Source organism: Novosphingobium sp. HII-3, from assembly GCF_002916655.1.
GTDB lineage: Bacteria > Pseudomonadota > Alphaproteobacteria > Sphingomonadales > Sphingomonadaceae > Novosphingobium > Novosphingobium panipatense.
On the sequence record NZ_PPSM01000066.1, the window covers coordinates 43,346 to 69,856 of the forward strand.

The 26,511-nt window shown below is 64.2% G+C and carries 27 protein-coding genes and 3 tRNA genes; 9 read left to right on the forward strand and 21 right to left on the reverse strand.

Annotated features, from left to right (window positions below):
* Positions 1-33: 33 nt before the first annotated feature.
* The 7 genes from C2R25_RS17580 to C2R25_RS17610 form a co-directional block, all read right to left on the reverse strand.
* Entirely contained in the window at positions 34-1,347 is a 1,314-nt protein-coding gene (locus tag C2R25_RS17580; RefSeq protein WP_021246304.1) for a TraB/VirB10 family protein, read from the reverse strand.
* On the reverse strand, positions 1,344-2,111 hold the full coding sequence (locus C2R25_RS17585; RefSeq protein WP_021246305.1) for a type-F conjugative transfer system secretin TraK: 768 nt from the start codon (positions 2,109-2,111) through the stop codon (positions 1,344-1,346). Before C2R25_RS17585 ends, C2R25_RS17580 begins: the two co-directional genes overlap by 4 nt.
* Complete coding sequence (locus C2R25_RS17590; RefSeq protein WP_021246306.1) at positions 2,095-2,733, reverse strand: TraE/TraK family type IV conjugative transfer system protein; 639 nt, start codon at positions 2,731-2,733, stop codon at positions 2,095-2,097. The genes C2R25_RS17585 and C2R25_RS17590 overlap by 17 nt, the downstream gene beginning before the upstream one ends.
* 8 nt (positions 2,734-2,741) lie before the next feature.
* Positions 2,742-3,008: a type IV conjugative transfer system protein TraL gene (locus C2R25_RS17595; protein ID WP_013846819.1), complete on the reverse strand. Its 267-nt coding sequence runs from the start codon at positions 3,006-3,008 to the stop codon at positions 2,742-2,744.
* A gap of 136 nt (positions 3,009-3,144) precedes the next feature.
* The gene (locus tag C2R25_RS17600; RefSeq protein ID WP_013846818.1) at positions 3,145-3,462 is read right to left on the reverse strand and encodes a hypothetical protein; all 318 of its coding nucleotides are present in this window, start codon (positions 3,460-3,462) and stop codon (positions 3,145-3,147) included.
* A 181-nt stretch (positions 3,463-3,643) separates the two neighbouring features.
* The gene (locus C2R25_RS17605) at positions 3,644-4,426 is read right to left on the reverse strand and encodes a DsbC family protein (protein WP_021246307.1); all 783 of its coding nucleotides are present in this window, start codon (positions 4,424-4,426) and stop codon (positions 3,644-3,646) included.
* A complete protein-coding gene (locus C2R25_RS17610; RefSeq protein ID WP_146049694.1) occupies positions 4,413-4,715 on the reverse strand; it encodes a hypothetical protein in 303 nt (100 codons plus the stop codon). Before C2R25_RS17610 ends, C2R25_RS17605 begins: the two co-directional genes overlap by 14 nt.
* 332 nt (positions 4,716-5,047) lie before the next feature.
* On the opposite strand from C2R25_RS17610, the gene C2R25_RS17615 reads away from it, so the two are divergent.
* The 4 genes from C2R25_RS17615 to C2R25_RS17630 all read left to right on the forward strand — a co-directional run bounded on the left by C2R25_RS17615 (position 5,048) and on the right by C2R25_RS17630 (position 8,356).
* A complete protein-coding gene (locus C2R25_RS17615; protein ID WP_233204115.1) occupies positions 5,048-5,557 on the forward strand; it encodes a helix-turn-helix domain-containing protein in 510 nt (169 codons plus the stop codon).
* Positions 5,558-5,630: 73 nt separating this feature from the next.
* The gene (locus tag C2R25_RS17620) at positions 5,631-6,299 is read left to right on the forward strand and encodes a MobA/MobL family protein (protein WP_021690788.1); all 669 of its coding nucleotides are present in this window, start codon (positions 5,631-5,633) and stop codon (positions 6,297-6,299) included.
* A gap of 756 nt (positions 6,300-7,055) precedes the next feature.
* Entirely contained in the window at positions 7,056-7,259 is a 204-nt protein-coding gene (locus tag C2R25_RS17625; protein WP_021246311.1) for an excisionase, read from the forward strand.
* Entirely contained in the window at positions 7,220-8,356 is a 1,137-nt protein-coding gene (locus tag C2R25_RS17630; protein ID WP_021246312.1) for an Arm DNA-binding domain-containing protein, read from the forward strand. The genes C2R25_RS17625 and C2R25_RS17630 overlap by 40 nt, the downstream gene beginning before the upstream one ends.
* 208 nt (positions 8,357-8,564) lie before the next feature.
* On the opposite strand, the gene C2R25_RS17635 is transcribed toward C2R25_RS17630, so the two are convergent.
* The 4 genes from C2R25_RS17635 to recJ all read right to left on the reverse strand — a co-directional run bounded on the left by C2R25_RS17635 (position 8,565) and on the right by recJ (position 10,727).
* Positions 8,565-8,640, reverse strand: a tRNA-Glu gene (locus C2R25_RS17635).
* A gap of 22 nt (positions 8,641-8,662) precedes the next feature.
* A tRNA-Glu gene (locus tag C2R25_RS17640) sits at positions 8,663-8,738 on the reverse strand.
* 36 nt (positions 8,739-8,774) lie between these two features.
* A tRNA-Glu gene (locus C2R25_RS17645) sits at positions 8,775-8,850 on the reverse strand.
* A gap of 89 nt (positions 8,851-8,939) precedes the next feature.
* The gene (gene recJ / locus C2R25_RS17650; protein WP_103730426.1) at positions 8,940-10,727 is read right to left on the reverse strand and encodes a single-stranded-DNA-specific exonuclease RecJ; all 1,788 of its coding nucleotides are present in this window, start codon (positions 10,725-10,727) and stop codon (positions 8,940-8,942) included.
* 123 nt (positions 10,728-10,850) lie between these two features.
* Here recJ and C2R25_RS17655 point away from each other — a divergent pair, with 123 nt between their 5' ends.
* Together C2R25_RS17655 and C2R25_RS17660 are read left to right on the forward strand one after the other, a co-directional pair.
* Complete coding sequence (locus C2R25_RS17655; protein ID WP_103730427.1) at positions 10,851-11,279, forward strand: flavodoxin family protein; 429 nt, start codon at positions 10,851-10,853, stop codon at positions 11,277-11,279.
* A 13-nt stretch (positions 11,280-11,292) separates the two neighbouring features.
* A complete protein-coding gene (locus C2R25_RS17660) occupies positions 11,293-12,072 on the forward strand; it encodes a hypothetical protein (protein WP_146049695.1) in 780 nt (259 codons plus the stop codon).
* A 21-nt stretch (positions 12,073-12,093) separates the two neighbouring features.
* Here the strand turns inward: C2R25_RS17660 and C2R25_RS17665 are convergent, their stop codons facing one another.
* Positions 12,094-13,044, reverse strand: a complete 951-nt coding sequence (locus tag C2R25_RS17665) for a nitronate monooxygenase family protein (RefSeq protein ID WP_103730497.1) — start codon at positions 13,042-13,044, stop codon at positions 12,094-12,096.
* Positions 13,045-13,227: 183 nt separating this feature from the next.
* Between C2R25_RS17665 and C2R25_RS17670 the strand changes: the two genes are divergently transcribed.
* On the forward strand, positions 13,228-14,403 hold the full coding sequence (locus C2R25_RS17670; protein ID WP_103730429.1) for a MaoC family dehydratase N-terminal domain-containing protein: 1,176 nt from the start codon (positions 13,228-13,230) through the stop codon (positions 14,401-14,403).
* A 94-nt stretch (positions 14,404-14,497) separates the two neighbouring features.
* Here the strand turns inward: C2R25_RS17670 and leuA are convergent, their stop codons facing one another.
* The 8 genes from leuA to C2R25_RS17710 form a co-directional block, all read right to left on the reverse strand.
* Positions 14,498-16,165, reverse strand: coding sequence for a 2-isopropylmalate synthase (gene leuA / locus C2R25_RS17675; protein ID WP_103730430.1), 1,668 nt, complete (start codon positions 16,163-16,165; stop codon positions 14,498-14,500).
* A 253-nt stretch (positions 16,166-16,418) separates the two neighbouring features.
* Positions 16,419-16,733, reverse strand: a complete 315-nt coding sequence (locus C2R25_RS17680) for an I78 family peptidase inhibitor (RefSeq protein ID WP_103730431.1) — start codon at positions 16,731-16,733, stop codon at positions 16,419-16,421.
* 179 nt (positions 16,734-16,912) lie between these two features.
* Entirely contained in the window at positions 16,913-17,170 is a 258-nt protein-coding gene (locus C2R25_RS17685; RefSeq protein WP_103730432.1) for an ATP synthase F1 subunit epsilon, read from the reverse strand.
* 4 nt (positions 17,171-17,174) lie between these two features.
* Positions 17,175-18,632, reverse strand: coding sequence for a F0F1 ATP synthase subunit beta (atpD, locus tag C2R25_RS17690; protein WP_103730433.1), 1,458 nt, complete (start codon positions 18,630-18,632; stop codon positions 17,175-17,177).
* 23 nt (positions 18,633-18,655) lie between these two features.
* Positions 18,656-19,531, reverse strand: a complete 876-nt coding sequence (locus tag C2R25_RS17695) for a F0F1 ATP synthase subunit gamma (protein ID WP_103730434.1) — start codon at positions 19,529-19,531, stop codon at positions 18,656-18,658.
* A gap of 1 nt (position 19,532) precedes the next feature.
* Positions 19,533-19,826, reverse strand: coding sequence for a putative quinol monooxygenase (locus C2R25_RS17700; protein WP_103730435.1), 294 nt, complete (start codon positions 19,824-19,826; stop codon positions 19,533-19,535).
* Positions 19,826-21,355, reverse strand: coding sequence for a F0F1 ATP synthase subunit alpha (atpA, locus tag C2R25_RS17705; protein ID WP_103730436.1), 1,530 nt, complete (start codon positions 21,353-21,355; stop codon positions 19,826-19,828). The genes C2R25_RS17700 and atpA overlap by 1 nt, the downstream gene beginning before the upstream one ends.
* Positions 21,356-21,368: 13 nt before the next feature.
* The gene (locus tag C2R25_RS17710; protein WP_103730437.1) at positions 21,369-21,923 is read right to left on the reverse strand and encodes a F0F1 ATP synthase subunit delta; all 555 of its coding nucleotides are present in this window, start codon (positions 21,921-21,923) and stop codon (positions 21,369-21,371) included.
* A 547-nt stretch (positions 21,924-22,470) separates the two neighbouring features.
* On the opposite strand from C2R25_RS17710, the gene C2R25_RS17715 reads away from it, so the two are divergent.
* Entirely contained in the window at positions 22,471-23,523 is a 1,053-nt protein-coding gene (locus C2R25_RS17715; RefSeq protein WP_103730498.1) for a bifunctional transcriptional activator/DNA repair enzyme AdaA, read from the forward strand.
* Position 23,524: 1 nt separating this feature from the next.
* Here the strand turns inward: C2R25_RS17715 and C2R25_RS17720 are convergent, their stop codons facing one another.
* On the reverse strand, positions 23,525-25,690 hold the full coding sequence (locus C2R25_RS17720) for a primosomal protein N' (RefSeq protein WP_103730438.1): 2,166 nt from the start codon (positions 25,688-25,690) through the stop codon (positions 23,525-23,527).
* Positions 25,691-25,737: 47 nt separating this feature from the next.
* Here C2R25_RS17720 and C2R25_RS17725 point away from each other — a divergent pair, with 47 nt between their 5' ends.
* The gene (locus C2R25_RS17725; RefSeq protein WP_103730439.1) at positions 25,738-26,445 is read left to right on the forward strand and encodes a DUF4197 domain-containing protein; all 708 of its coding nucleotides are present in this window, start codon (positions 25,738-25,740) and stop codon (positions 26,443-26,445) included.
* The last annotated feature ends 66 nt before the right edge of the window (positions 26,446-26,511 follow it).

The following is a 26,511-nucleotide window of genomic DNA, read 5'->3' on the forward strand; positions in this document are numbered from 1 at the left end:
GCGATACTCCCTGTTGGATGAGGAGCCGGCGCATCAGAACTTGCTTCCGGCGGTCGGCTTGATATCGAGGGTGACGCCCTCCTGGATCACGACCACGACGTCCTTCGCCGCGCCGACCTCAACGATCGGCCCCGCCTGGCGCGCGAGATCGAGATAGAAATCGGTGAGCTTCTCGGACGATCGCGACAGGCCGCCGGCGATGCCGGCCTTGGCGGCGTCGCCCGCATCGAGCGTGCGCACCGAACCCAGCGCCGAGGTCGAGACGTCGCCGACCGTATTCTGGACCGTATCGGCGACCCCGGTGATGGTCCCGGCGATGAACGCGCGGGCAAGGGCCGCGCCGGCGCGGGTGACGACCTTGCCGGAGAGGCCCTTCTTGCCGTCGGCGTCGACGAAGAAGCCCTTGATGGGCTGGTCGACCACCGAGCGTTCGTCGAAATCGACGCAAGAGAGGCTGACCAACTGGACTTCGACCCGTTCCTTCGCGAGGCTGCCGGTGGCGTTGCCGATGACGAAGCAGCCGGCGAGGTTGGCTTTGACGTCATTGGGCAGGACGGCGGGGGCTTGCACCCGCGCGATCAACGGTTCGGGATTGTTGGTCGCATCCCGGCTCGCCAGCGCATCGATCCCGGTCAGCAGCCGCGCCTTCATGAAACCAGGTGGCAAATAGATGGTCCGCGTCTTTTTTTTAGCGGCCTGTGCCCCATCGGCGGCCGCGACCGGACTGGTCGCGGCGCCGATCGCGCCCACGGTCTTCTCGACCGGCGGGGCCGGAGGCGCTGGCGGCGCGGCGGGCGGCGCGGGCGGCTTCGCGACGGAAGGATCGATGTCACCGGTCGCGGGCGGTTCGGGAAAGTCGGGAACCGAGCCGGGGATCGCCGGAGGAAGATCGCCGTCCAGCGCATGGGGCGGCGTGCCGGAACCGGGCGCGACCTTGCCTTCCTCGATGGCGGAGACGCGATCGCCGAGCAATTGCTGTCCATCAAGAATCTTCTGCAGGTCGCCGCGCAGCTTGACCTCTAGGCTGTCGCCGCGAAGCCCCGCGCCCATGTCGAGCTTCGAACTGGGCGATGGCGCGGCCTGCTCGGTCTTGTCGCCGCTGGCCGTGTAGAGGCCGAGCCCCAGCACGCCGATCGCACCGGCAACGCCAAGCTGCCTCAAACGCAGCTGCTGGCGTGCGGTCAGCGTTTGCCACCGCGTCTTGAGATCGAGCAGCGCGGGGCCGCGCGTATTCTCGCCAGGACGAGGGCGGTCCGCCTCATAGCCGTCGAGGTCGAGTTCCTCCGCGCGATCGGCAGGACCGCGCCCGCGGGGCCCGCGACCGCCGCGAGAGTCCCCGCCGCTCATTGCCCGGCTCCCCGGCGAACGACGATCAGCCGCGCGGCTTCCCCGGCCTCGATATTGCCCCGGTCGAGGGTGATCGCGAAGATGTTGGCGCCGAGCGCGCCGTCGAGAAAACCGCGTTCGTCGAGCTGCGCGCCGCCGGCGGCAGAGACCAGATATTCCGATGCCGAGAGGCCGGACCCGTCGATTTCGATGCGGCGTCGTTCCTCCAGCGTGGCGCCCGGCAGCGTCGCGAGCCGGATCGGCCCGGATCGGGGCGCAACGCTGGTGAAGCTCGCCGGGATCCGGTCCTGGAGCATCGAGAGCGTGATCGAGACTGCACGCTCTTCTTCGACCAGGGGTCCTAGCAGTTCCTCATTGGCGCGGGCGCGCTGGGGAGCGCCGGGCTGGAGCATCACCGTCTGCGCCGGAATATCCGACGGCTCGGCATAGAGCGCATAGACCGCGCCGTTGCAGGTGATGAAGAACTCAGACGGCACGGTGACGAAGCTGCGCGTCACCATCCCGGCGTCGTCGATCTCGCGAACGAGGAACTTGATCCAGGCGTCGGAACCGGCGCGCTCCACGGCGATCGCCTTTTCGGCGCTGAACCTGACGTCCTCGATTTCTCCGCCCGAACAGATGACATGGTTGATGTCGCGGTTTGACAGGCGGATCGTGCTGGTCTGGTCGGGCAGAACCATGATGGATTGCGCGGCGGCCGGAGCGGCAAGCGACAGGGCGAGCAGCATCAGGCTCGGCCGCGCGGACTTAGCGAGGCTGGACATCGAAATTTTCCTCATTGAGGGCGGTCAGCCAGAAGCGGCCATTGTCGATCACGTAACGGATCCGAAGATTGCCCCGGAACTTGCGGATCACCCCGCCGATCACCCGGACCTTCTCGACCGGCACGAGAATCTCGGTCCGGGTCCAGGTGACGGGCTGGTCGGGGCGGATATAGGTCGCGATCGAGAGCGTCGGATTATTGGCCAGTTCGTCGAGCAGCCGGTTGAGGCTGTCGCGCAGGCTGTTGTAGGTCGAGGGGTGCGTGATGCTCAGCAGTTCCTGGAACTGCCGATCCGCGGAGTAGGCGGAGTAGGTGCCCGAGAGCGACACGACATTGCGCGTGATCGAGCGCAGATAGGCCTCGGACGGCTCGCCGCCCGTGACATAGAGGTCGCCGCCCGCGCCGTAGGGGACGATGATCGTCCGGGTGTTCTGGTTGGAGGTGTAGATCACCGTGCCCAGCACCGCCGTGATCCCGAACAGGCCGATGACGGCGAGCTTCAACAGCCGGTTCTCCTCGAACAGGTTGCTCGCCCCTTGCAGGTAGCGGTGGATGCCATAGCTGCCCGGCTTGCCGATCAGCGGATCGCGTGGGGGTGTGCCGGGGGATTTGCGTCCGAACATGGCCCGCCTCATTCGTAGAACCGAGTCTGGGTCGGACCCGGATAGTTGGACCAGCGGACCAGGCCCCAGCGCCAGGCCATGTGCGGGATGAAGCCGCGCGGCTTGGTGCGGAGCCAGGGAACGAAAAGGAGAAGACCCGCGACGAGCGCCCAACCGAGCATCCCGCCCACGATCACGGCGACGAAGATCACCGTGATCACGAGCACGAACTCGTCCGATCCGAACCACAGGATCTGGACGGGTTTGTGCAGATATTGGGGTAGCCGCTCGTCCACGAGCCTTCTCCTCCTTGCGTCGTGACCTCCCTGCGAAGCTGGTTGAACTTCGGGGGTTGTCCCGCCAGTGCGCCTCATGCGCCCTGGCCCGTTGAGGTCCGCCGACCGCGCCCAGGCGCGGCGGCGGACCAATCCGTCAGATGACCATTCCGAATGTCTGGAGGATCGAGTCCGCCTTGATCAGGCAGACGGCCGCCACGATGGTCGGGATGCCGATCATGATGTTCGAGAAGAGCCTGCTCACGCCGAACAGGAAGGCCGCGACGCCGCCGACGAAGCCGAGCGGGCCTTTGACCCCTTGATTGACCACGATATCGTAGATGTCGTAGCCGAGGTCGCCGGCCGCCGGCGCCGAGAAGGCGTGAGCCCCACCGGCCCCGAGCAGCGCGAGCAGGGTTACGGGAATGCCGACATTGGCGATTGAGGCGGATTGTCTGCCGAGTGTTTTCAACATGCACTTGCTCCAGGGAAGATGGGCCGCTCCGGGGACTGCTTGCCGGCATCGATGAGGATCGCTGTCGGCCGACGGCGAGGCTGGACGGCCCGGTTCGGGTCCCGCCGCCGGCATTGGGATTTGCGCGGCAGCGGCAGAGCCGATGCACCGCGCGTTCGCGATGTGAGGAGCCGGAAGGCGATCAGCGGCCGGCATTGGCGAGCGCCTTCTTACCGTCGAGGAACGCCTCGATCTCGGCCTGCCGGAAACCGGAAATCATCTGTCCGTCCGCGATCAGGGTCGGCGTGCCGGTGATGCCGGTCTTGCCGACGATCCCGGCATGCGCCTCGACCCTGGCCTTGCCTTCCGCGCATGTGCGCAAAGGCGTGGGCGCGGTTCCGGCGTAGATCGCCTTGAACGCCGCTTCCTTGTCCGGGGAGCAAAGGACATGCTCGGCCTTGGCGGCGGCCTCGGCGTGGATGCCGGAGACGAAGAAGATCAGGCGCCGCACCGGCTTGCCTTCGGCCGCTTTCGCCGCCCAGAAGCGGTCGAGCGCCCGGCAGTAGGGACAGTCGGGATCGGTGAACTCAATCACCGTGGGCGCGCCCGCCGGACCGATGGCGAGGGCCATGCCGGTGTCGATCCCGGCGAGTTTCTTCGCTGAAGCGGCGTTCTGCGCCAGCGCGGTGAGGTTCTGGCCGTTGCGGTCGTAGATTTCCGCGAACAACAGATGTTCGCTGTCAGGCGCATAGTAGATGATGCGGCCGCCCGCCGTCGCCTGATAGATCGGGCCCTTGACGGGCGCCGGCCCGAAATCCTCGAATTGCAGATTGACGAAGGTCTGCCGCAACTCGCTTTCGGCATCGCGCGCGGCGGCGGTAAGCGGATCGGCGGCTTGCGCGAACGCTGCGCCTTGAGCAGCGAGCAACAAGGGGAGGACGAGGGCTGCCGCACCAAACAGGCGGGTGGGCTTATGGATGTGCATGCGATCTCTCCTGAAGAGTGCTGGCAGGGCGGGAGAGCAGGCGCGCATCGACATGCGTGCCCGACCCCACCGGGATGTGCTCGGCAGTGACGGGTGCGGGCATCGACTCCATCCGGTTCGTCACGGCGGCGCGCAGAACGAACCCATCGACCGTCGCCACCACGATGCGCGGCTGCTCGGCCACCGGCGCGATAACTGTCTGTCGGCCATGTCCGCCGGGTCCGGCACAGGCTGTCGTCGTGACGATCAGTGTGCCCAGGGCAGCCGTCATCGCTTTGGCAATCGGCATCATGCACGACTCCATGTTGGCGCCCCGCGCCATGGTTGATGAATACTTAATGGTCCGAAGTATCAGGTCCGATTCGACTTGAACCCTCGCAACACGATCTGAGTGATTTGAAACGAAGAGGATTGCAACAGGCCCCGGCAGTGGGGTGCCTGAAATGGCGATATTAGCCGTAAATATGCGAACTTAGCCTTATAAATTCGCTTTCGGGATCACATGGACTGATCTGGTCCCGGTTCGGCAATAAAGTTCCTGAATGATCCGATTTGGAGGAAAATGGAAATTAACTGCTCATTGTGCGTCGAAACATAAATATGGTCGCGCATCCGCTATAAATGGGCAGAGATATTCCTCTAAAATCATCGGCATCTATTCTTGATGCTGGTTACTCCACGATCCTACCTTTGCCGGATTACCCACAGAGCCCGACGGGCCGAACCGGGGAGGAAGGACATATGGCATCCGATGGAAAATTCGCCGACGTCGACCTGTCGATCTTCAAGGAACTCAAGAAGCTCTCCGGCGAGAAGATCAGGCAGGCGCGAAAGGCGCTCGGTTTGACGCAGCTGGAGGTCGCCACCGAAATGGGCGGAAGCCTGCGCTGGTATCGCGCGATCGAGTCCGGCGATCCGGGGATTAGGCTGGAGGATCATCTGATCGCACTGCTCCGGCTCGGTGCATCGACCGCGCATATCGCGCTGCCTGTCCTCTATGCGGGCCAACGCATGCGGTTCCCGCGGCAACTGATCCACGGTGACCTGGCCAGCATCGAACGCACATGCATTGAGGCGATCTCGGATGCGGTGATCGCCGGGCTGAAACAGGACCTCTCACCCGAATGGTAGCGGGACGGCGGGAAGGACCAGTCATGAAAATTGACGGTCCGGTTCGGGCGTGACGCTGGGACAGGCGGAAAAGATGGCGATCTTTCATTTCCATGTGAATATCATCAGCCGCGGCGCCGGACGCAGTATCGTCGCGGCCGCGGCATGGCAAAACAGCTGCCGCCTGTACGATGAGCGCTACGGCCGGTTTTCCAATTTCGTGAACAAGCGGGCGGTTGCCTGGTCTGCGCTGATACTGCCGTCCGGGGGCCCCGCGCAGTGGGAGGATCGCGAGTGTTTCTGGAACGCGCTCGAAGCCGCCGAAATCCGCAAGGATGCGCAGCTTGGCCGTCAGTTCGACGTGGCGCTGCCCGATGAACTGGACCTGCCGGCGTCGATCGCGGTTCTGCAGCGTTTCGCCAGCGAGATATTTTGCATCGCGGGTTTTGCCGCCGACCTGACACTGATCGAAATGGGCGATACGCCCAGAGGCAAGCGCCACCATGGCTATGTGCTGATACCGACCCGTCCGATTGTCGACGGCATGTTCGGCCGGAAACCGCGCGAATGGAACAGCCGCGTGAAGCTGCTCGAAATCCGCGCGGCCTGGGCGATGATGCTGAACGATAAGTTCGCGGCGCTCGGCTATGATGTCCGCGTCGATCATCGGTCCAACGAAGAACGCGGCATCGACGCTCCGCCGGTTAAGCATATCGGCATGGCCCGCAAGCGTATCGCGGCGCGCGCCCGGCAAACATCCTGACAATAGTCCGTGGCCGGCGCCTCACCGGCGGTGCGGTCCATCATGACGACGGCGAGGGCGGTTGCGGCGGGCGTGTAGAGGAGAAAATAACCGACTGCACATGCGGCGACGGCAGCGGCAGGGATTGCCGTCGCCATGACCGCTGCCGCCACGGCGAAAACGGCTAGAAGCTGAACGGCCGCTGCGACAAGAAGTATCCGCCGCCGACCGAGCCTGTTGGCCAGCCACCCGGTGAGCATTGCGGAGGCCATGCCGGCGAGCGGACCGGTCATGTTGACGATGACGCCGAGACGATCGAGGCTCCACCCCCTCCTGTCAATCAGCGCGCCCGCGATCGCGCGCGGCAGGCCGCCATGCGTCCCGATCATTTGTCCCATTCTTCGAGGCCATCAACAACGGCGAGTGGAACGCTGCGAGTCTCTTCCAAGGCGCGACAACGCCAATAGGCTGACAGGCGAAAGCACGAGATTAGGCAGTGGGTTGCCCAAATATGCGATCTTGGCCTCTTTTTAGGACCAGGATCGAAATGCTAGACTGACGTCGCGTCATGGCCTGCTTGCGCTGCCCAACAGGCCAGCGATCCATGCGCCATTTCTGCGAGGATTATCCAGACCCACGTTCGCGAGCGCCTGCCCGTCCTGGTCGGCCGGCCATGCGGTCATCGCAGATCGGCCGGAAGGGAAGGGAGCGGGAGGAGAGAGGAAGCAGCGGACGGTTGGCTGTCCGTGGTTTCCTTTCCTCAACCGGAGCACTGTCATGACGGGCGCGCGCTACGTGCGCATCAAGCGCTTCGCCGAGCTGACCGGCTACACCGAGAAAGCGGTCTATCGAAAGATCGCCGACGGCGTGTGGATTCAGGGCCGCGAATATCGCCGCGCTCCCGATGGCAGCATCTGCATCGACCTCGAAGGCTTCCACAAATGGGTAGAAAACGGCCAGGGACTGGCGTCGAGCCGCTGAAAAGCTGCATTCGCGTCCGCTTCCGCTGGAACGGGCGGCTCTATCGCGAAACGCTCCAGCTCCAACCCACATCCGCTAACATCAAGGCGGCCGAGCGCTTGATGGCCCGTGTCCATCAGGAAATCGATCTCGGCGTCTTCGATTATGAAAGCACGTTTCCCAAGGGTGATGCCAAACCCGACCGGAACAAATACGCGGGCTTCAAGACTTATGCGAAAGAGTGGCTCGCAACGCTCGTAGTCGAGAAATCGACGATGTCCGACTATGTGTCGGCGATCAATAATGTCTGGTCGCCGGCTTTCGGTGAGCGGCAACTCAAGAGCATCAAGCCGAGCGAGATCAAGAAGGTCATCGCCGACCGGGCGAAGCAGGTCAGCGGCAAGACGATCAACAACAACGTCATTCCGCTGCGCGGCATCTTCGAGATGGCTCTCGACGACGAGCTGATCGACCGCTCGCCGCTGGAACGGATCAAGAGCCAGAAGCATCAGAAACGCGAGCCGGACCCGTTCGACCGGGAAGAGACCGAACGCATCCTCACCTATATGCACGAGCGTTACGACGAGCAGGTCTGGAACTGGTATGAGTTCGCCTTCGGGACCGGCATGCGTCCCAGCGAACAGATCGTCGTCCAGTGGCGCGACGTCGACTGGAAGCGCCAGTCCATCCGGGTCGAGCGTGCCCGCGTCCGGGCCGTGGAGAAATCGACCAAGACCAGGACCGTGCGCGACGTCGATCTTACTCCGCGAATGATGGCCGTGCTTAGACGCCAGAAGGCGCACAGCTTCATGCGGGGGCTCGATTCGCCGATCTTCATCAACCCGGTCACAAACACGCCGTGGCCGGACGTGCAGGATCAGCGGAAGCTCTATTTCCATCCCGCACTGCGTGCGCTCGGCATCCGCAGCCGTGATGCCTATCAAACGCGCCACACTTACGCGACGACGGCGCTGATGGGCGGGGTGAACCCGGCCTATATCGCCCGTCAGCTTGGCCACAAGAGCGCGGCAATGCTGTTCCGGCACTACTCGAAATGGATCGATCACGCGGACTATGGCCGCGAAGCAGCCAAGCTCAATCAGATCTACGGTTCCTGACGCGGATGTCTGGCTGGTCTGTGGGGAGGGCTTGCCTGTCGGTGGCGGCTGCCGCGAACGAATCCCTCGTCTACTGGGCAGCTATTGAGGTGATCTAAAAGAGCCTGGAACGGGGGCTGGGGTGGCCTCGAAAAACGCCAAATGTGCCACGAAAGTGCCACGGAAACCGCATTTTCGCGATTCCCCCTAACAATATCAACTACTTAGCTGGTGACCCCTACGGGACTCGAACCCGTGTTTCAGCCGTGAAAGGGCCGCGTCCTAGACCGCTAGACGAAGGGGCCTTGTTGTTCCGCCAAGATCTGGTGGTGACCCCTACGGGACTCGAACCCGTGTTTCAGCCGTGAGAGGGCCGCGTCCTAGACCGCTAGACGAAGGGGCCATAAAGGCAATTTAACGCTGCCTCCCGCGCAACCGATGGTGACCCCTACGGGACTCGAACCCGTGTTTCAGCCGTGAAAGGGCCGCGTCCTAGACCGCTAGACGAAGGGGCCAGCCGGGTTGCGCCGGAGGCAGGACCGGCCCTCTAGCGGCCGGTCCCGGGGTGGTCAACCCTGCCGATGCGAATTTGTGGATTTTCTTTTCAATCGCAGAACGCTGCGTCGTCGAGGTGGAGTTCGGCTGCGGGGCGGCTGCCCCAATCGTCGATCTTTGCGCGGCCCGCCAGCCACAGCTTGCGACCCTGAGAGGCGTGGAGCAGAGCCTGTCCCATGTCCGTTTCCGCAGATCGGAAAGCCATGGCCTTGAAGCGGCCGCCATCGGGCCCGGACACGATCAGGCGCAGGTGGTCTGCGCCGACCACGTCAGCCTTGACGATCCGCACCGGGCCGACCGCGACACGCGGGCCAGGCCAGCCCATACCGTAAGGACCGGCGCTTTCGAGTGTCTCGACGAGGGACGGGGTCAGTCCGCCCGGCGACACCGCGAGGTCCAGCAGCATGTGGCGGTTGGCGCTGGCGCGGGTGACGTCGGCGGCAAGGCGGTCGTCCAGCCATTCCGACAGCGCCTCCAGCTTGCCGGGGGCCACGGTGAGACCGCAGGCCATGGCATGACCGCCGCCAGCCACGAGGAGGCCTGCCTCACGCGCGGCGATTATGGCGGCGCCCAGATCCACGCCCGCGATCGAGCGCCCCGAACCCTTTCCGTTGCCGGCCTCGTCGGCCTCCTGCGCGATGACCAGAGCGGGCTTTCCCGTCTTCTCCTTGATCCGGCCCGCAACGATGCCGATCACGCCGGGGTGCCATCCGGCTCCCGCCAGCACGAGCACGGAGCGGTTGTGCTGCCGCTCGATCTGCGCTTCGGCCATCTCCTGCACCGCTTGTTCGATGGCCCGCCGCTCGTCGTTGAGACGGGATAGCTGCGCAGCGATCGTCCGGGCCTCTTCCGCGTCGGTGGTGGTGAGGAGGCGCACGCCCAGCGTCGATTCCCCGACGCGTCCGCCCGCGTTGATGCGAGGCCCCAGCGCGAATCCGAGGTCGCTGCAGGTGGGGGCGCGTCCGAGGCGACTCGCGTCGATCAGGGCGGACATGCCGATGTTGTCGCGCCGTGCCATGATCTTCAGCCCTTGCGCCACCAGCGCGCGGTTCAGGCCATGCAGGGCTGCAACGTCCGCCACGGTGCCGAGGGCCACGAGATCGAGAAGAGCGAAGAGGTCCGGTTCCCGGCGGCTCTCGAAGTAGCCGTGGCGGCGCAGCGCCCGTACGGTCGCGACGGCGAGGAGAAAGGCAACGCCGACAGCCGCTAGATGCCCGTGGGAGGCGGCGAGAACATCCTCGTCAAGCCGGTTGGGATTGACGAGGGCGGCGGCTCGCGGAAGCTCCGGAGAGCACTTGTGGTGGTCCACCACGATGACGTCCACGCCGGCCTCATGGGCCATCTCCAGCGCTTCGTGCGCCATTGCTCCGCAGTCCACCGTGACGATCAGGCTGGAGCCCTCTGCGGATAGCCGCACGAGCGCCTCACCGCTGGGGCCGTAGCCTTCCAGAAGGCGGTCGGGTATGTAGTAGCCGGCCGTGTGGCCCAGTCCCCTCAGCAGCAGGATCAGCAACGCGGCGCTGGTCGCACCGTCGACGTCGTAGTCGCCATAGATGGTGACGGTCTCATTCGTCATCACCGCCTGCGCCAGCCTCTCGGCGGCAGCGTCCATGTCGCGGAACGCGGAAGGGTCGGGCAGGAACGCCCGAAGCGAAGGGTTGCGATGGCGGTCCAGATCGTCGCGGGCGACGCCGCGCGAGAGGAGGAGTTGCGTGACGATATCATCTTCGAGGCCAGACGGACCTTCGCTCAGGTCCATATTGCCGCCGCGCCAGTGCCAGGCCTTGCCTGTCAGCGAACGGTCGATCCCGAAAACACAAGCGGATCGTGATTCCATGCCGGCAGCGTTACCGTACGGTCCTTCCCACGGGAAGTGCCGTCGGTATGATCAGCCGGGGGGAGGGGAGACGATTCTGTGTTCGTCATAATCTGGCATAGCCGCACAGGAGCTGCCCGCGCGATGGCGTCGGCAATTTGCGACGGCGCAGAAGGCCGCGGCCGGCTGCTGGCTGCCGAGGAGGCGCAGCCCGCGGATCTGTTCTCCGCCTCCGGCTACGTCTTTGTCTGCCCCGAAAACCTCGGCTCGATGACGGGCATGATGAAGGACCTATTCGATCGCTGCTATTATCCGCTGCTTGGCCGGGTCGAAGGGCGCCCCTATGCCACGGCGATAGCGGCGGGTTCGGACGGACGCGGCGCGCAGGCGCAGATCGATCGCATCGTCACGGGTTGGCGGCTGCGGAGAGTGGCAGACCCGCTGATCGTAAACCTTGGCGTGCAATCTCCCGAGGCCATACTTGCCGAAAAACGGGTAGCGTCCGAAGCTCTGGACCAGTGCCACCAACTTGGTGCGGCGATCGCAGAGGGATTGGCCCTGGGCATATTCTGAGAGGATGACGGACGTGGGGAATAATGTGTCAGCACTGTCGGAGCCAGCGGACGGGCAGATGATGACCGGTAGTCCGGACGCATTCACCTTGCTGTTCAGGCGTGGCGAGAGGCCGGATGCGGCGGCGATGGTCCGATGCCTCGCACGCGCTCGGGAGGCGGGGTTTCGGGTACACGCCAGTGAAGAAGCGGAGTTGTCGGGAGGCCTGCTTGAAGTCACGGCTGCCGGTTTGACGTTCGACCTTGGTGGACTGGCTCCAGGAGCGGCTCTACCTGCTTTCCAGCCGCTGCAATGGCTTGGCTTCGAAGGCTCACCGGACCGCTCATTGATCGAGCGGGTGGAAGTGCGGGCGGGAAATCACATCCGCGCCGGGGCTTCCCTGCACCCCGTGATGAAAGTGATGACCAGCCTTGTGGCTGCTCTCGCACTTGATCTTCCAGTTCGCGCTGTCGGATGGGGACCGTCGGGCATCCTGATGGAGCCGGGATATTTCTGCCGCATGGTGCTTGGCTGGCTTAGCGGTGGCCTGTTCCCGGCGCGCGGCCTTGTCGCACTCGTGCCGGCGCCGGACGGCGGCCTGACCAGCCGTGGCCTGTCCGCCTTCATCGGGCAGGAGATTCAGATGGAAGGCGCCTCCGCCGATAGCGTGCAGGTTGCGCAACTTGTGATCGACGATCTGGTGAAGCGTGGCGGCATGAACGCACCGGGCTCGCTCAGCGTCGGTGCGCGTAAATTCCTTGTCGAGCCCTCCCGCTTCGGAAAGCGCCTGCATATCTGGGGCCAGGACGACTGATGCCGCCCTTTCACCGTGGGATCACGCTATAGGAGCGCGGGCTTGCAGTTCGGCTTTCGCAGCCTCGTACTGAGCCTCCAGAGTGGCCACCCGGTCCGCAACAGGCTCGACCCGGTGAATGGCCCCGATGCCCTGTCCCGCGCCCCAGATGTCCTTCCAGGCCTTGGCTGCGCTGCTGCCGCCGGAGCCGAAATCCATCTGGCTCTTGTCGCCTTGAGGAAGATTGTACGGGTCCATCCCGGCCGCCACGATAGAGGCACGAAGATAGTTGCCGTGAACGCCTGTGAAGAGGTTGGAATAGATGATGTCCGAGGCGTGACCGTCGACGATCGCCTGCTTGTAGCCTTCAGCGGCGTTGGCCTCCGTCGTGGCGATCCACGGCGTTCCGATATAGGCGAAATCCGCGCCCATCGCCTGGGCTGCCAATATCGACCGGCCATTCGCGATGGAGCCCGAGAGAGCGAGCGGACCGTCGAACCACTCCCGGATTTCCTGCACCAGCGCGAAAGGCGACTGCGGACCGGCGTGGCCGCCCGCGCCGGCGGCAACGGCAATCAGGCCGTCGGCGCCCTTTTCTACGGCCTTGCGGGCAAAGGTGTTGTCGATCACATCATGCAGGACGATTCCGCCCCAGCCGTGGACAGCGGCGTTCACCTCCACGTTCGCGCCCAGCGACGTGATGACAAGAGGAACCTTCCACTTTTCAAGGATCGCGAGATCCTCCTGAAGGCGTGAATTGGTTTTGTGAACGATGAGGTTTACGGCGAACGGCACGCCGCTCCCGGCGGTCTCCTCATGGATGCGGTGAAGCCATTCGTCCAGCTGGCTGGCGGGGCGCGCGTTCAGCGCGGGGAAACTGCCGACGATCCCGCTGCGAACCTGCGCGATGACCAGCTCCGGATTAGACACGATGAACATCGGCGCCGCGATCACCGGAAGGCGCAGCGACTGGAACAGCGCGGGCAGGGGCATCATGTCTCCGTTTAATCGAACGCTTAAGCGTTTCGCATAAGCCGCCTCGCGAAAACTGTCGAGGGAGGATGGGCATACCGCCCCCGCGTTTCCCGCCTGGCGAAGCAGCCAACAGGGATGACGTTTCCTCTCTGCACTAATAGACACCATTGTCGATTAAGTGCTGTGGGAGAAGTTATCGTCATGACAGAGGTTGCGGAGCAAACGTTCGATTGCTCGGATATCGATCAGTATCTGGGCAAAGTCATTGATTCCTCACCCTTGCGGGAACCGTTGGGAAACAATGACATACGGCGCTGGGTTCAGGCGATGCATTACCCAAATCTCGCTCACTTCGACCCCGCGTACGCCGCCAACAGCCGCTGGGGTCGCCTCGTCGCACCGCAAAGCTTTCCGATCGTGATGGACGATGGGCACGGGACGGCGCCTTCATGCGTGGGCAAGATCGAGAACTCGCACCTGCTCTTCGGTGGAGACGAGTTCTGGCACTACGGCCCTCGCATCTTCGGCGGAGATGTCGTCACCAACGAGCGGGTCCCGTTCGATTACGTCGTCAAGAACACCGGCTTTGGACCGACGTGCTTCCAGCGTGGCGACAACTTCTACCGCAACCAGAACGGCGAGTTGATCGCAAAGCAGCGTTCCACGGCCATTCGTTACCGCGCTTCGGCAGGTGGCGACACGGTCAACTCGGCCGAATTCGAGGAGCCGGAATGGACGGACGCAGAGCTGGAACAGCTGGAGGAACGCAAGTTCGCATGGATTCAGATGCTGCATGACCTGGGTCATGACGAGCGCTGGTGGGATGACGTCAACGTGGGCGACCAGCTGCCGGAGCGTGTTTTCGGCCCGCACACGGTGGCCAGCTTCACGACGGAATGGCGCTCGTTCCTGTTTACCACCTGGGGGACGCTCGACCGCCGTGAACTGAACCTGGAAGCGCTCGGCTTCACCAAAGAAATGGCGGGCCACGAGAACGATCCGCACATGGAACGGATCAATCCGGAGCTGACCGATGGCGCTTACTTTGGCCCTTCACGCGGTCATCTGTTCCCGAAATACGCCCGCAAGATCGGGATGCCGCGCGCCTACGGGTACGGTGCATCGATGGGTGCATGGGTGACGGACTATCTCGCAGGCTGGGCCGGTGAGTGGGGAATGGTCGTTCACTCCACCGCCAACTACCGCGGGCCGGCGCTTTCGGGCGACATCACGATCCAGACGGCTGAGGTCGTCGACAAGATGGTGGACGAGGAGGGCCGTCATCTCGTGCAGGTCAAGCACCTGATGGAGAACCAGAAGGGCGTGAAGATGTGTGTTGGCGTCGCGGAGATCGAACTGCCCAAAAAGAAGGGCTGATCTGCACCAAGTCGGCGCATCCGGCCGCCGCGCAACGAAAAAGGGTCCGATCTTTCGATCGGACCCTTTTCTATTTCCCGGCAGCGGACGTCGGTCAGGCGGCGTTCGCCGCGCTCAGTACGGCACGAACGCCTGCGGTAGCCACATCCTCATCGATGCCCACGCCCCAGACGGTGCGGCCATCGGCGAGGACACATTCCACATAGGCGGCAGCGCGCGCATCGCTGCTCTGCCCCATCGAATGCTCGGCATAGTCGCGCACTTCGAGCTGAACGCCAAAGCTATCCGCCAATGTGGCGGTAACGGACGAGATCAGGCCGTTGCCACGGCCGGAAACGGATCGTTCCTCACCATCGACGCCGATCTTGCCTGCGAAGATGCGCGTGTTGTCCGCACCCTTCGCTTCGTCCCAATCGATCAGCTGGAAGCGCTGGCCGTCTTCCAGGCGGTAGGCCTTGCGGAACACATCCCAGATGTCGGTCGCCTGCAGTTCGCGGCCCAGTTCGTCCGCCAGTTCCTGCACATGCTTGGAGAAGTGCGCCTGCATCCGCTTGGGCAGCTTAAGTCCCTGATCCTGCTCGATCACCCAGGCGAAGCCGCCCTTGCCGGACTGGGAATTGACACGAATGACGGCTTCGTAGCTGCGGCCGAGGTCCGCCGGGTCGATCGGCAGATACGGCACGGACCAGATCTGGTCGTTCCGCTTTTCCTGAGCCGCGAAGCCCTTCTTGATGGCGTCCTGGTGCGACCCGGAAAACGCGGTAAACACCAGTTCGCCGCCATAGGGATGACGCTCGGTGACCTTGAGCTGGTTGCAGTACTCGACGGTCTGGATCACCTCGTCGATGTCCGAGAAATCGAGGCCGGGTGCGACCCCCTGCGTGTACATGTTCATCGCCACCGTCACGAGGCAGCAGTTGCCGGTGCGCTCACCGTTGCCGAACAGGCAACCTTCCACACGGTCCGCACCCGCCATCAGGCCCAACTCGGCCGCCGCAACGCCGGTGCCCCGGTCGTTGTGTGTGTGCAGCGAAATCACCGCCGCATCGCGGTTGGGCAGGTTACGGCAGAAATACTCGATCTGGTCGGCGTAGATGTTCGGCGTTGCGGCTTCCACCGTAGCCGGCAGGTTGAGGATAATGGGGTTCTCAGGCGTAGGCTTGAGGATCTCCATCACCGCTTCGCAGCACTCGATCGAGAAATCGAGTTCCGCCGTCGAGAAGGTTTCGGGCGAGTACTCGAAGTGCCATTTCGTCTGCGGGTGGCGAGCCGCCTGATCGCGCAGGACCTTGGCGCCCGCTTCAGCGATGGCGCGGATTTCGTGGCGTTCCATCCCGAACACCACGTTGCGCCACAGCGGCGAAACAGCGTTGTACAGGTGAACGATGGCGCTGTGCGCGCCGGCGAGGCTTTCGAATGACCGCTCGATCAGATCCTGGCGCGACTGGGTGAGCACTTGAACCAGCACGTCATCCGGAATGCGATCGTGATCGACCAGGCCACGGATGAAATCGAACTCGGTCGCACCCGCGCTGGGGAATCCGACCTCGATCTCCTTCAGTCCGACTTTCACCAGGAGATCGAAAAACCGGTTCTTCTTCTCCGCACCCATCGGATCGATGAGAGCCTGATTTCCATCGCGCAGGTCCGTCGACAGCCACCGCGGCGCCTTGGTGATGACCTGCGACGGCCACTGCCGGTTCGGCAGATCGATCTGCGGGAAAGGGCGATACTTGACCGAGGGGTCTTTCAGCATGGTCATGGGTAATCTCGCTCGGATATTTGGTCTGCAGCTATGGTCGGGTCAGGGTCCCTTGAGCGCCGAGCGCGCCGCAGGCCGACGCGTCACCTCACGCCCAAGGGCGGGTAAGTCGCAGGGTAAGGCCGAGACGAAGGGTCATGGAGTGCCTATGCGCACGTGTGGCAGCGATGTAAAGAGGCAAAGCGCCAGGGGCGAAAACCGTCACCTGGAGCCTCGTAGAAACCAGCGCCGATCGGCACAGCCGCAAGGACGATCAGGAGCAGTAGAAACGCTTGATCGTTTCGCTCTCGTCGACCTCGATATTCAGGCGATCACTCCGGAAATCCATGGTGACGGCCATCCCAGGCTTTATGACGCGCAAAGGAGCGTTGCTGCGCGATGCCTGAACGGTGGCGATTAACTCGGGCGTGGCCTTGCTTCCCACATAGTTGGCAAAACGGCCGGCGCCGCAGTCCGCCTCAGACCCGGCTGCTGGCGGCAGAGTTGCGGGCGGGCTATCCGCCTGCGTCGAGCATGCCGCAAGCGAGGCGACAAGAAAAACCGAGGGGCCGATCGACTTCACAACCATCTGTAATCTCCTTCCCTGACGCTAACGCTTGAAAGCTGAACAGGACCTAACGCTCTGCCTGAATTTGCCATCGCCCCCTCGGAGCGATCCCGGCCGATGGAAACCTTCGCCAATGTACACACAAAAAAGGCGCCGCCGACAGATGCCGGCGACGCCTCTTGTTTCTTTGCGTCTTACGATCAGCCTTCGACGTGCTCGGCAAGCACGGTGAGGCCCGCATCGCCGACTTCCGCGAAGCCGCCGGTGATGCGGATTTCCTCAGGCGCGCCGTTCTCGGTCTTGTAGACCTTCAGCGCACCGTCGGCGATCGTCGACATGAAGGGCGCGTGGCCCGCCAGTACGCCGAACTCGCCTTCCGTGCCGGGGACGACCACCATGTGGACGTCCTCGGAGCGGACCAGCTTTGCAGGCGTGACGAGTTCGAAGTGCAGGGCCATCTAATCAGGCCTCCGCGGCCAGCTTCTTGGCCTTCTCGACAGCTTCGTCGATGCCGCCGACCATGTAGAACGCCGCTTCCGGAAGGTGGTCGTACTCACCGTCCACAACGGCCTTGAACGACTTCACAGTGTCTTCGATCTGCACGAACTTGCCCGGAATGCCGGTGAAGACTTCCGCCACGTGGAACGGCTGCGAGAGGAAGCGCTGGATCTTGCGGGCGCGGGCGACCGTGATCTTGTCCTCTTCCGAGAGCTCGTCCATGCCGAGGATGGCGATGATGTCCTGCAGCGACTTGTACTTCTGCAGCGTCTCCTGGACCCGGCGGGCGGTCTCGTAGTGCTCGGCACCGACGATGCGGGGCTCAAGGACGCGCGACGTCGAGTCGAGCGGATCGACGGCCGGGTAGATGCCCAGCTCCGAGATGGCGCGGTTCAGGGTCGTCGTCGCGTCAAGGTGCGCGAACGAGGTTGCCGGCGCCGGGTCGGTAAGGTCGTCCGCGGGAACGTAGATCGCCTGGACCGAGGTGATCGAGCCCTTGGTGGTCGAGGTGATGCGCTCCTGCAGCGCGCCCATGTCGGTCGACAGGGTCGGCTGGTAGCCCACGGCCGACGGGATACGGCCGAGCAGTGCCGAAACCTCAGCGCCCGCCTGAGTGAAGCGGAAGATGTTGTCGACGAAGAACAGAACGTCCTGACCTTCCTGGTCTCGGAAGTACTCGGCCATGGTCAGACCCGAAAGAGCGACGCGAGCGCGGGCGCCCGGGGGCTCGTTCATCTGGCCGAACACGAGGGCCACCTTGGAACCGTCCGAGGTCGGGTTGCCTTCGGCGTCCTTGGCGATGACACCGGCGTCGAGGAATTCGTGGTAGAGGTCGTTGCCCTCGCGGGTACGCTCACCCACGCCGGCAAACACCGACACGCCGCCATGGCCCTTCGCGATGTTGTTGATCAGCTCCTGGATGAGCACGGTCTTGCCGACACCGGCGCCGCCGAACAGGCCGATCTTGCCGCCCTTGGCGTAGGGCGCGAGAAGGTCGATGACCTTGATGCCCGTGACGAGGATCGAAGCCTCGGTCGACTGGTCGATGAACTCGGGAGCCTTGGCGTGGATCGGGGCGAACATGTCCGAACCGACGGGGCCACGCTCGTCGATGGGATCGCCAACGACGTTCATGATGCGGCCCAGGGTCTTGGGACCGACCGGAACAGAGATCTGCTTGCCGGTGTTGGTCACGGCCTGGCCACGGGTCAGGCCATCCGTGCCGTCCATCGCGATGGTGCGGACGGTGTTCTCGCCAAGGTGCTGCGCAACTTCGAGAACCAGCTTCTGGCCGTTGTTGTCAGTTTCGAGAGCGGAAAGAATTGCGGGCAGTTCGCCTTCGAAGGTCACGTCGACGACGGCGCCGATGACCTGGCTGATCTTGCCGGTAGTGGTGAGGTTAAGCACGGGTGCGGTGGCCATTATGGTTTCCTTGCCTGCGGTTCTTAGAGCGCTTCCGCGCCCGCGATGATTTCGACGAGTTCGGTGGTAATCGCGGCCTGGCGGCTGCGGTTGTACTGGATGGTCAGCTTCTGGATGAGTTCACCGGCGTTGCGGGTGGCGTTGTCCATCGCGGTCATCGAGGCGCCCTGTTCAGACGCGGCGTTCTCCAGCAGCGCGCCGAAGAGCTGTGTCTTCAGGTAGCGCGGCAGCAGCGCGGCGAGGATTTCCTCCTCGTCGGGTTCGTATTCAGTGACGGCATCCGCGGTGATGGCGGCTGCCTTGGGAGCGGGAACCGGGATGATCTGCTGATCGGTCGGTTCCTGCAGCAGGGCAGAGCGGAATTTCGAATAGAACAGGTGCGCGACGTCGAACTTGCCCGCCTCGTACATGGCGACGAGTTCGTCTGCGATCCGCTCCGCTTCGTTGAAGCCGGGATCCCGCACGTCCGTGGTGTCGAACATGTGCGCGATCTGGTTGGGGTATTCGCGGCGAATGACCGCGCGACCCTTGCGGCCGATCAGGTAGAACAGGACAGTCTTGCCCTGTGCTTCCAGTTCCTGCGCCTTGACGCGGGCGGCCTTGACGATGTTCGAGTTGAAGGCGCCCGCCAGACCCTTGTCCGAGTTTGCGACGACCAGGAGGTGAATCTTGTCGCTGCCGGTGCCGGCGAGGAGCTTGGGGCTGTTCTCGGAGACCGTGATCTTCGAGGCCAGCGAGCCCATCACTTCGGCGAGGCGTGCGGCATAGGGGCGTGCAGCCTCGGCGGCAGCCTGCGCCTTGCGCAGCTTGGCCGCAGCGACCATCTGCTTGGCCTTGGTGATCTTCTGGGTCGACTTGACCGAGTTGATGCGGCCCTTGAGTTCTTTAAGGCTGGCCATGTCAGTCCTTCAGTTCCGTCACTTCCACCAGCGTCGGAGCGCCCCGCAGCCAGCCTTCGTACTTGGCGAAGACGTCCTTGGTGTATTCCTGCGCATGGTGGAAATCGAACGCTGCGCGGTCGGCCCAGCGCTCGAAGATATAGAGGTTCGACGATCCATCAGCCGCCCGATAGGGCTCAAAGTGTTCGCAGCCATCCTCGGCGCGGGTCCGGGGCACGATGCCCGCCACCGCTTCCCGAGCATCTTCAAGATGCTCGGGCTTCACCGGGATGGTCGCGAAGACCGTATAGCTCATCAGGCGAACTGCTTGGCGAAAGCGTCGAGTGCGGCCTTGGTCTTGCTCTTCGCTTCGTCGCCGAAGTCCTTGGTCGAGCGGATCAGGTCCAGCACGTCCTGGTATTCGGAGTGCATGAAGCTGAGCATCTCGGCCTCGTACTCGGTCACCTTCGAGACCGGCAGACCGTCAAGATAGCCGTTGGTGCCGGCGAAGATGGACACGGTCTGCTCTTCGAACGAAAGCGGCGAGAACTGCTTCTGCTTCAGCAGTTCGGTGAGACGCGCGCCGCGGTTGAGCAGCTTCTGGGTCGAAGCGTCGAGGTCCGAACCGAACTGCGCGAAAGCTGCCATTTCGCGGTACTGCGCGAGCTCCAGCTTGATCGAGCCGGCAACCTTCTTCATCGCCTTGGTCTGGGCCGAACCGCCGACGCGCGACACCGACAGACCGACGTTGATGGCCGGACGAATACCCTGGTAGAACAGGCCGGTTTCAAGGAAGATCTGGCCGTCCGTGATCGAGATCACGTTGGTCGGAATGTAGGCCGAAACGTCGCCGGCCTGAGTCTCGATGACGGGGAGGGCGGTCAGCGAGCCGGCGCCGTTCTCATCGTTCATCTTCGCAGCGCGCTCGAGCAGGCGGCTGTGGAGGTAGAAAACGTCGCCGGGGTAGGCTTCGCGGCCCGGCGGGCGACGCAGCAGCAGCGACATCTGGCGATAAGCCACGGCCTGCTTCGAAAGGTCGTCGTACACGATGACGGCGTGCATGCCGTTGTCGCGGAAGAATTCACCCATCGCGGCGCCGGTGTAGGGCGCGAGGTACTGCAGCGGAGCGGGCTCCGAAGCGGTGGCGGCGATGACGATGGAGTATTCCATCGCGCCGTTCTCTTCGAGCTGGCGGACGATCTGAGCCACGGTCGAGCGCTTCTGGCCGACGGCGACGTAGATGCAGTACAGCTTCTTGCTCTCGTCGTCGCCCTTGTTCGCTTCCTTCTGGTTGATGAAGGTGTCGATGGCAACGGCGGTCTTGCCGGTCTGGCGATCGCCAATGATCAGCTCGCGCTGGCCGCGGCCGACGGGGACCAGGGCGTCAATCGCCTTGAGGCCGGTCTGCACGGGTTCGTGCACCGACTTGCGCGGGATGATGCCCGGAGCCTTGGCTTCGACGCGGGCGCGCTTGTCAGCAACGATCGGGCCCTTGCCGTCGATCGGGTTGCCGAGCGCGTCGACGACGCGGCCGAGAAGGCCCTTGCCGACGGGAACGTCCACGATGGTGTTGGTGCGCTTGACGCTGTCACCTTCCTTGATCTCGGCGTCCGAGCCGAAGATCACGACACCGACGTTGTCGGCTTCGAGGTTGAGCGCCATGCCCTGAACGCCGTTGGCGAACTCGACCATTTCGCCGGCCTGAACCTTGTCAAGGCCGTGGATACGGGCGATGCCGTCACCGACCGACAGAACCGAGCCGACTTCGGAAACCTGGGCTTCGGTGCCGAAGCTGGCGATCTGGTCCTTGATGACCTTCGAGATTTCTGCTGCGCGGATATCCATTGTTCTGCCTTTCTTAGCCCTTCATGGCCTGGGCGAGCGAATTGAGACGAGTGCGGATCGAGCTGTCGATGCGCTTGGAGCCGATGGTGACCACGAGGCCGCCGAGAAGCTCGGGATCAACGCTGGTCCTGATCTTCACCTTGCGGCCTTCACGCACTTCCAGCTTCTGGCGCAGCTGCTCGACCTGCTCGTCGGACAGTGCATGAGCCGAAGTGACTTCGGCGGTCGCCTCGCCGCGCTGGGCGGCTGCGATCGCGGCGAAAGCGCGGATGATCTCGGGGAGGGCGGAGAGGCGGCGGTTGCCCGCCAGAACGCCCAGGAAGTTCTTCGTCAGTTGCGAAGTGCCCAGCACGCTTCCGACTGCGTCGATCGCCTTGCCGGCCGCGTCGCGGCTGATCTGCGGATTGCGAATCAGCGCGGCGAGCTCATCGCTCTCGCGGATGGCCTGGCCGAGGTTTTCGAGGTCGGTCTCCACGGCCGAAACCGTACCGTGTTCGCTGGCGAGATCGAACAACGCCGAAGCGTAGCGTCCCTGCAAGCTGGCCTTGATGCCTCCGGAATTCTCCACGCCTGTCCTATCCTTACATCGGGTGGGCTGGGGCACTGGGGGCATAACGCGGCAGCGTGCTCCCCCGGCCCGCAGACGGGGCGCGCATAGCGATGATAGGGATGCAGTGCAAGGTGCGCCTTGGGGTCTGTGGCCAATGGGTGGCTAAGCCATTTGAAAGCAAGGAACGGGATGCGCAAAGTACAGCGCCGCTTCAAGGTCGGTCCAACGGCATCCAGGCCGGCGGCGAATCGCTTCGCGGGCAGGGAGCGTGAGGATGGCGGCGGAGGTTTCCGTGCCCCGGCAACGGCGGAAAACCTTGCATCGGCCCTGTCGCGGGCAAGGGTTTGTGCCTGGGGTGAACACACCTCACGGCGTTGCGCTGGAAGGCGGCCGGGCTGAGGCACCGCGCGCCAACGCGAGTGGAGAACTGGAGCGAACCGCTGATGCGATATGTGACGCAATTCGAGGTCTTGAGCCGCCGCAGGAAAAAGGCCGTGCCTTTCAAATGGGGAATGGCGAATGGCGGAAGCTCGGCGCGGTGCTCACCTTCCATGAGGGCAAGGTCATGAATTCGGAAGCCATAGATGATGAGCGCGCATGGCGGGCGGTGCGGGAGCGTGACGGCGCCTATGACGGACGGTTCGTCACCGGGGTCCTGTCCACGGGCATATACTGCCGTCCCTCGTGCTCCGCGCGGCATCCACGACGAGAGAACGTGCGGTTCTTCACTGCCATCGAGGACGCGGAAGCGGCGGGCTTGCGCGCCTGCCTTCGCTGCCGCCCGAATGACGTCAGCCGGGAAGAGGTGGCGGTGCGCCAGGCTCTGGAATGTCTGGGCGAGATTGAGCGCAGCCCCTCATTGGCAGAGCTGGCGGCCAGAGTGGAGTACAGTCCGACTCACTTCCAGAAGGTGTTCAAGCGCGCAGTGGGGCTTTCACCCGCCGCTTACGTGCGCGCACGCCGGATAGAGCGCGCCGGCTCGCTGTTGAGCGAAGGCGAAAGGGTCACCGACGCGATTTTTGAGGCTGGTTTCGGCGCGGCATCCCGTTTCTATGAAGCGAGCAACGGTCGCCTGGGAATGACACCGTCCGCGTGGCGAAACGGGGGCCTCGGAGTCATCGTCCACTGGGCGGTCGTCTCGACGTCCTTGGGCGATATGCTGGTGGCGGCAACCGAAAAGGGTGTTTGTCGCGTGTCCTTCGGCGAAGGCCGGGATGATCTGGCCTCGCGCTTTCCGCGCGCCACGCTCGTCGAGGGAGGCGAGGCGCTTGCCGCGCTGCTTGCAGACGTCGTGGGTGCGGTCGAACAGCCCGGACGGTCCAGGACGATCCCGCTGGACGTCCGCGGTACCGCTTTCCAGGAGGCGGTCTGGCGTGAATTGCAGCGAATCCCGCCCGGAGAGACCCGGACGTACGCGCAGATTGCAGCAGCCGTCGGCAGTCCGGGCGCGGTCCGTGCTGCGGGCTCGGCGAACGGGGCGAACACCGTCGCCGTGCTCATCCCGTGTCACCGGGTGATCCGGTCGGACGGCTCGCTGGGAGGCTATGCCTATGGCGACCGGATCAAGCGTGAACTGCTTGAACGCGAGCGGGCAGACTGCGAGAGAAAGGCGGATTAGCCTACACGAAGGAGTACGGGTCGATGTCAATGTTGACGCGTACGCCTTTGGGGAAGTCGAGCGGGTCCAGCCAGGAGCGCAGCGTCTTCTGCAGTTCGGCCGAACGCCGCGCGTTGATGAGAAGGCGGAAGCGATGGCGGCCCCTCAGCAGGGCGAGTGGAGCAGGGGCCGGGCCAAGTACCAGCATGTCCGGCAGGTCTGGCGCCGTGCCGCCGATCGCGCGGGCGGCGGACAGGGCTTCGGCCTGATCCTCGGAGCTGACAATGATCGCCGCCCAGCGTCCGAACGGGGGCGCTCCGGCATCCCGGCGTGCTTCTGTTTCCGCAGCATAGAAGGCGTCGCGGTCGCCGTTGGCGAGGGCCGCGATGACGGAAGCTTCGGGATGGCGCGTCTGGATGAGCACCTCGCCCGGCTTTTCACCGCGCCCCGCGCGCCCGGCGACCTGGGCGATCTGCTGGTACGTGCGCTCGCCTGCCCGAAGGTCGCCGCCTTCAAGACCGAGGTCGGCATCCACGACCCCTACCAGCGTGAGGTCGGGAAAGTGGTAGCCCTTTGTGACGAGCTGCGTGCCGATGATGACGTCGATGGCTTTGCTTTCGGCCATCGCCACGAATTCGCCGATGGCTTGCGGGTTGTTCATCGTGTCCGATGTGACCAGCGCGGTGCGGGCCTCCGGCAGGATCTCCGCCACCTCGTCGGCAATTCGCTCGACTCCCGGGCCGCACGCGACGAGGCAGTCGCCGGTGCCGCACTCGGGGCAGGCATCGGGAACAGGCGCCTCGTGCCCGCAGTGGTGGCAAGCCAGCCGGCGGCTGAAGCGATGCTCGACCAGCCACGCGGTGCAGTTCGGGCACTGAAAGCGATAGCCGCAGTTTCGGCAGAGCGTCAGCGGAGCATAGCCCCGGCGGTTGAGGAACAGCAGCGACTGTTCGCCCTTGGCCAGTCGATCCCGCAAGGCCTCCACGAGGGGCGGAGCGAGCCATCGCCCCCGTTCGGGCGCCTGCTCGCGCAGGTCGAGTACCTGGATATCCGGCAACTGCGCGCCGCCGAAGCGAGAAGGAAGGTCGATCTTGCGATAGACGCCCGCTTCGGCCAGTTGCATCGTTTCCAGCGCGGGGGTGGCGCTGGCCAGGATGATCGGCAGGCCCTCGAACTTCGCGCGCATGACCGCAACGTCGCGTGCGTTGTAGCGCACGCCGTCATCCTGCTTGAAGGAAATCTCGTGCGCTTCGTCGACCACGATGAGGCCGAGGTTCGCGTAAGGCAGGAAAAGGGCGCTTCTGGCGCCGACGATCACCTGCGCATTGCCCTGCACGATCGCGCGCCAGGCGCGCCTTCGCTCGCTTGACTTCAGGGAGGAATGCCAGAGGATCGGTGTAACGCCGAAACGGTGCTCGAAGCGCCGCAGGAAGTTCTCCGTCAGCGCGATTTCCGGCAGCAGGACCAGAACCTGCCGGTCCAGCCGCAGGGCCTCGGCCACGGCTTCGAAGTAGCACTCTGTCTTGCCAGATCCGGTCACTCCGTCCAACAGGAAGGGAGCGAACCTGGCGTCTTGCACGGCGTGGACGAAGACGTCCGCGGCGCTGCGCTGCAAGTCGCTGAGCACCGGCTGGGCGAAGCCGGGCGCCGCCCGGGGATAGGGCCGGTCCAGATCGACCGTGACCGCCTCCAGCAGGCCTGCGCCAACCATCCCGCGCAGCACGCCCTCGGACACTCCGGCAAGCTCCGCAAGTTCGCGGATCGAGGCCTGCTCGCCCTGAAGTGCGTCCAGAGCTGCGGAGCGCTGCGGTGTGAGGCGGGCCGGCTCGGCCCCCGTGAGGCGGTACTCGGTGCTCGTCCCGCCGCCCCGCAGCGCCGCCGTGCTGCCGAGCGCCATCCGAGCCACAGCGGACAAGGGCGCGCAATAATAATCCGCAGTCCATTCGATAAGCCGTCGCAACCGCTCCGACATGGGAGGCACGGGCATCACCTCAAGCAGCGGGCGCAATTTGGCGTCCGGCACTTCCTGCGCGCTCAGGCGTTCCGCCTCCCATACGATGCCCAGTATCTGACGGGGACCAAGAGGGGCCACGACGATTGATCCGAATGGGATCGTCACTCCTTGCGGCACGCGATAGTCAAGGACGCCCAGTGCGGCGTTGAAGACGAGGAGTCGGACACGTTGCATCTGCGCCCATATAGGCGCGGGTAGTCTGTGTCGTGAAGGAGGTGCGGATGGATTATCAGGGGCAGGATCAGGTCGCGGCACCATCCGGCTACTCGCGCAGGGTTATTCTTGGGGGACTCCTCGCTGCCGGTTTCGCGGTCTCGGGCTGTGCGACCATGAGGCGGGCGGAATACACCGATCAGATCGAAGACCTGCTCGTGCTTTCCAGCCGCCGCGCCTTCGCCCGCCTCACGCAGCCCGGAGGCTTTTGGGACAGTTCGGTCGCGCGGATCAATCTGCCGGTGCTGTTCGGGCGCCCCGGCAGCGTCACTCAGAAGGTGCTCAATTCCCCGTACTTCAAGGACAAGCTGCAGCAAGAGCTGAACCGCATCGCCGAGGATGGTGCCCGCGTTGCTGCGCCGGTCGTCTACGACGCCATACGCACTCTTTCCGTACCGGATGCGCTGGCTCTGCTACGCGGCGGCAGTACGGCCGCTACCACGTTCCTGAGGCAGTCCATGGGGTCCGCACTGGTCAACGTGATGATCCCCGAACTGGAACAGGTCATGCGTGTCGCCGAGGATCCCATCCTCAACACCGCCGTGAACGCTCTTGCAGGCGTCGATCTTGCCGATGCCGCTCACGCTCTGGCGCTGGAGGCGGACAATGCCATCTGGTATGAAATCGGCGCTCAGGAAGCCGAGATACGGGATAACCCGGAGGCGACGCATAACCCCGGCTTGATCGCGGCCCTGCGGCGAACGGTCTGGCCCTAGGCACGTGGTGGCAACCGGCGCTGGCCCCCCGGTACACCATCCCCTATAGGCGCGGCCAGAATCGCC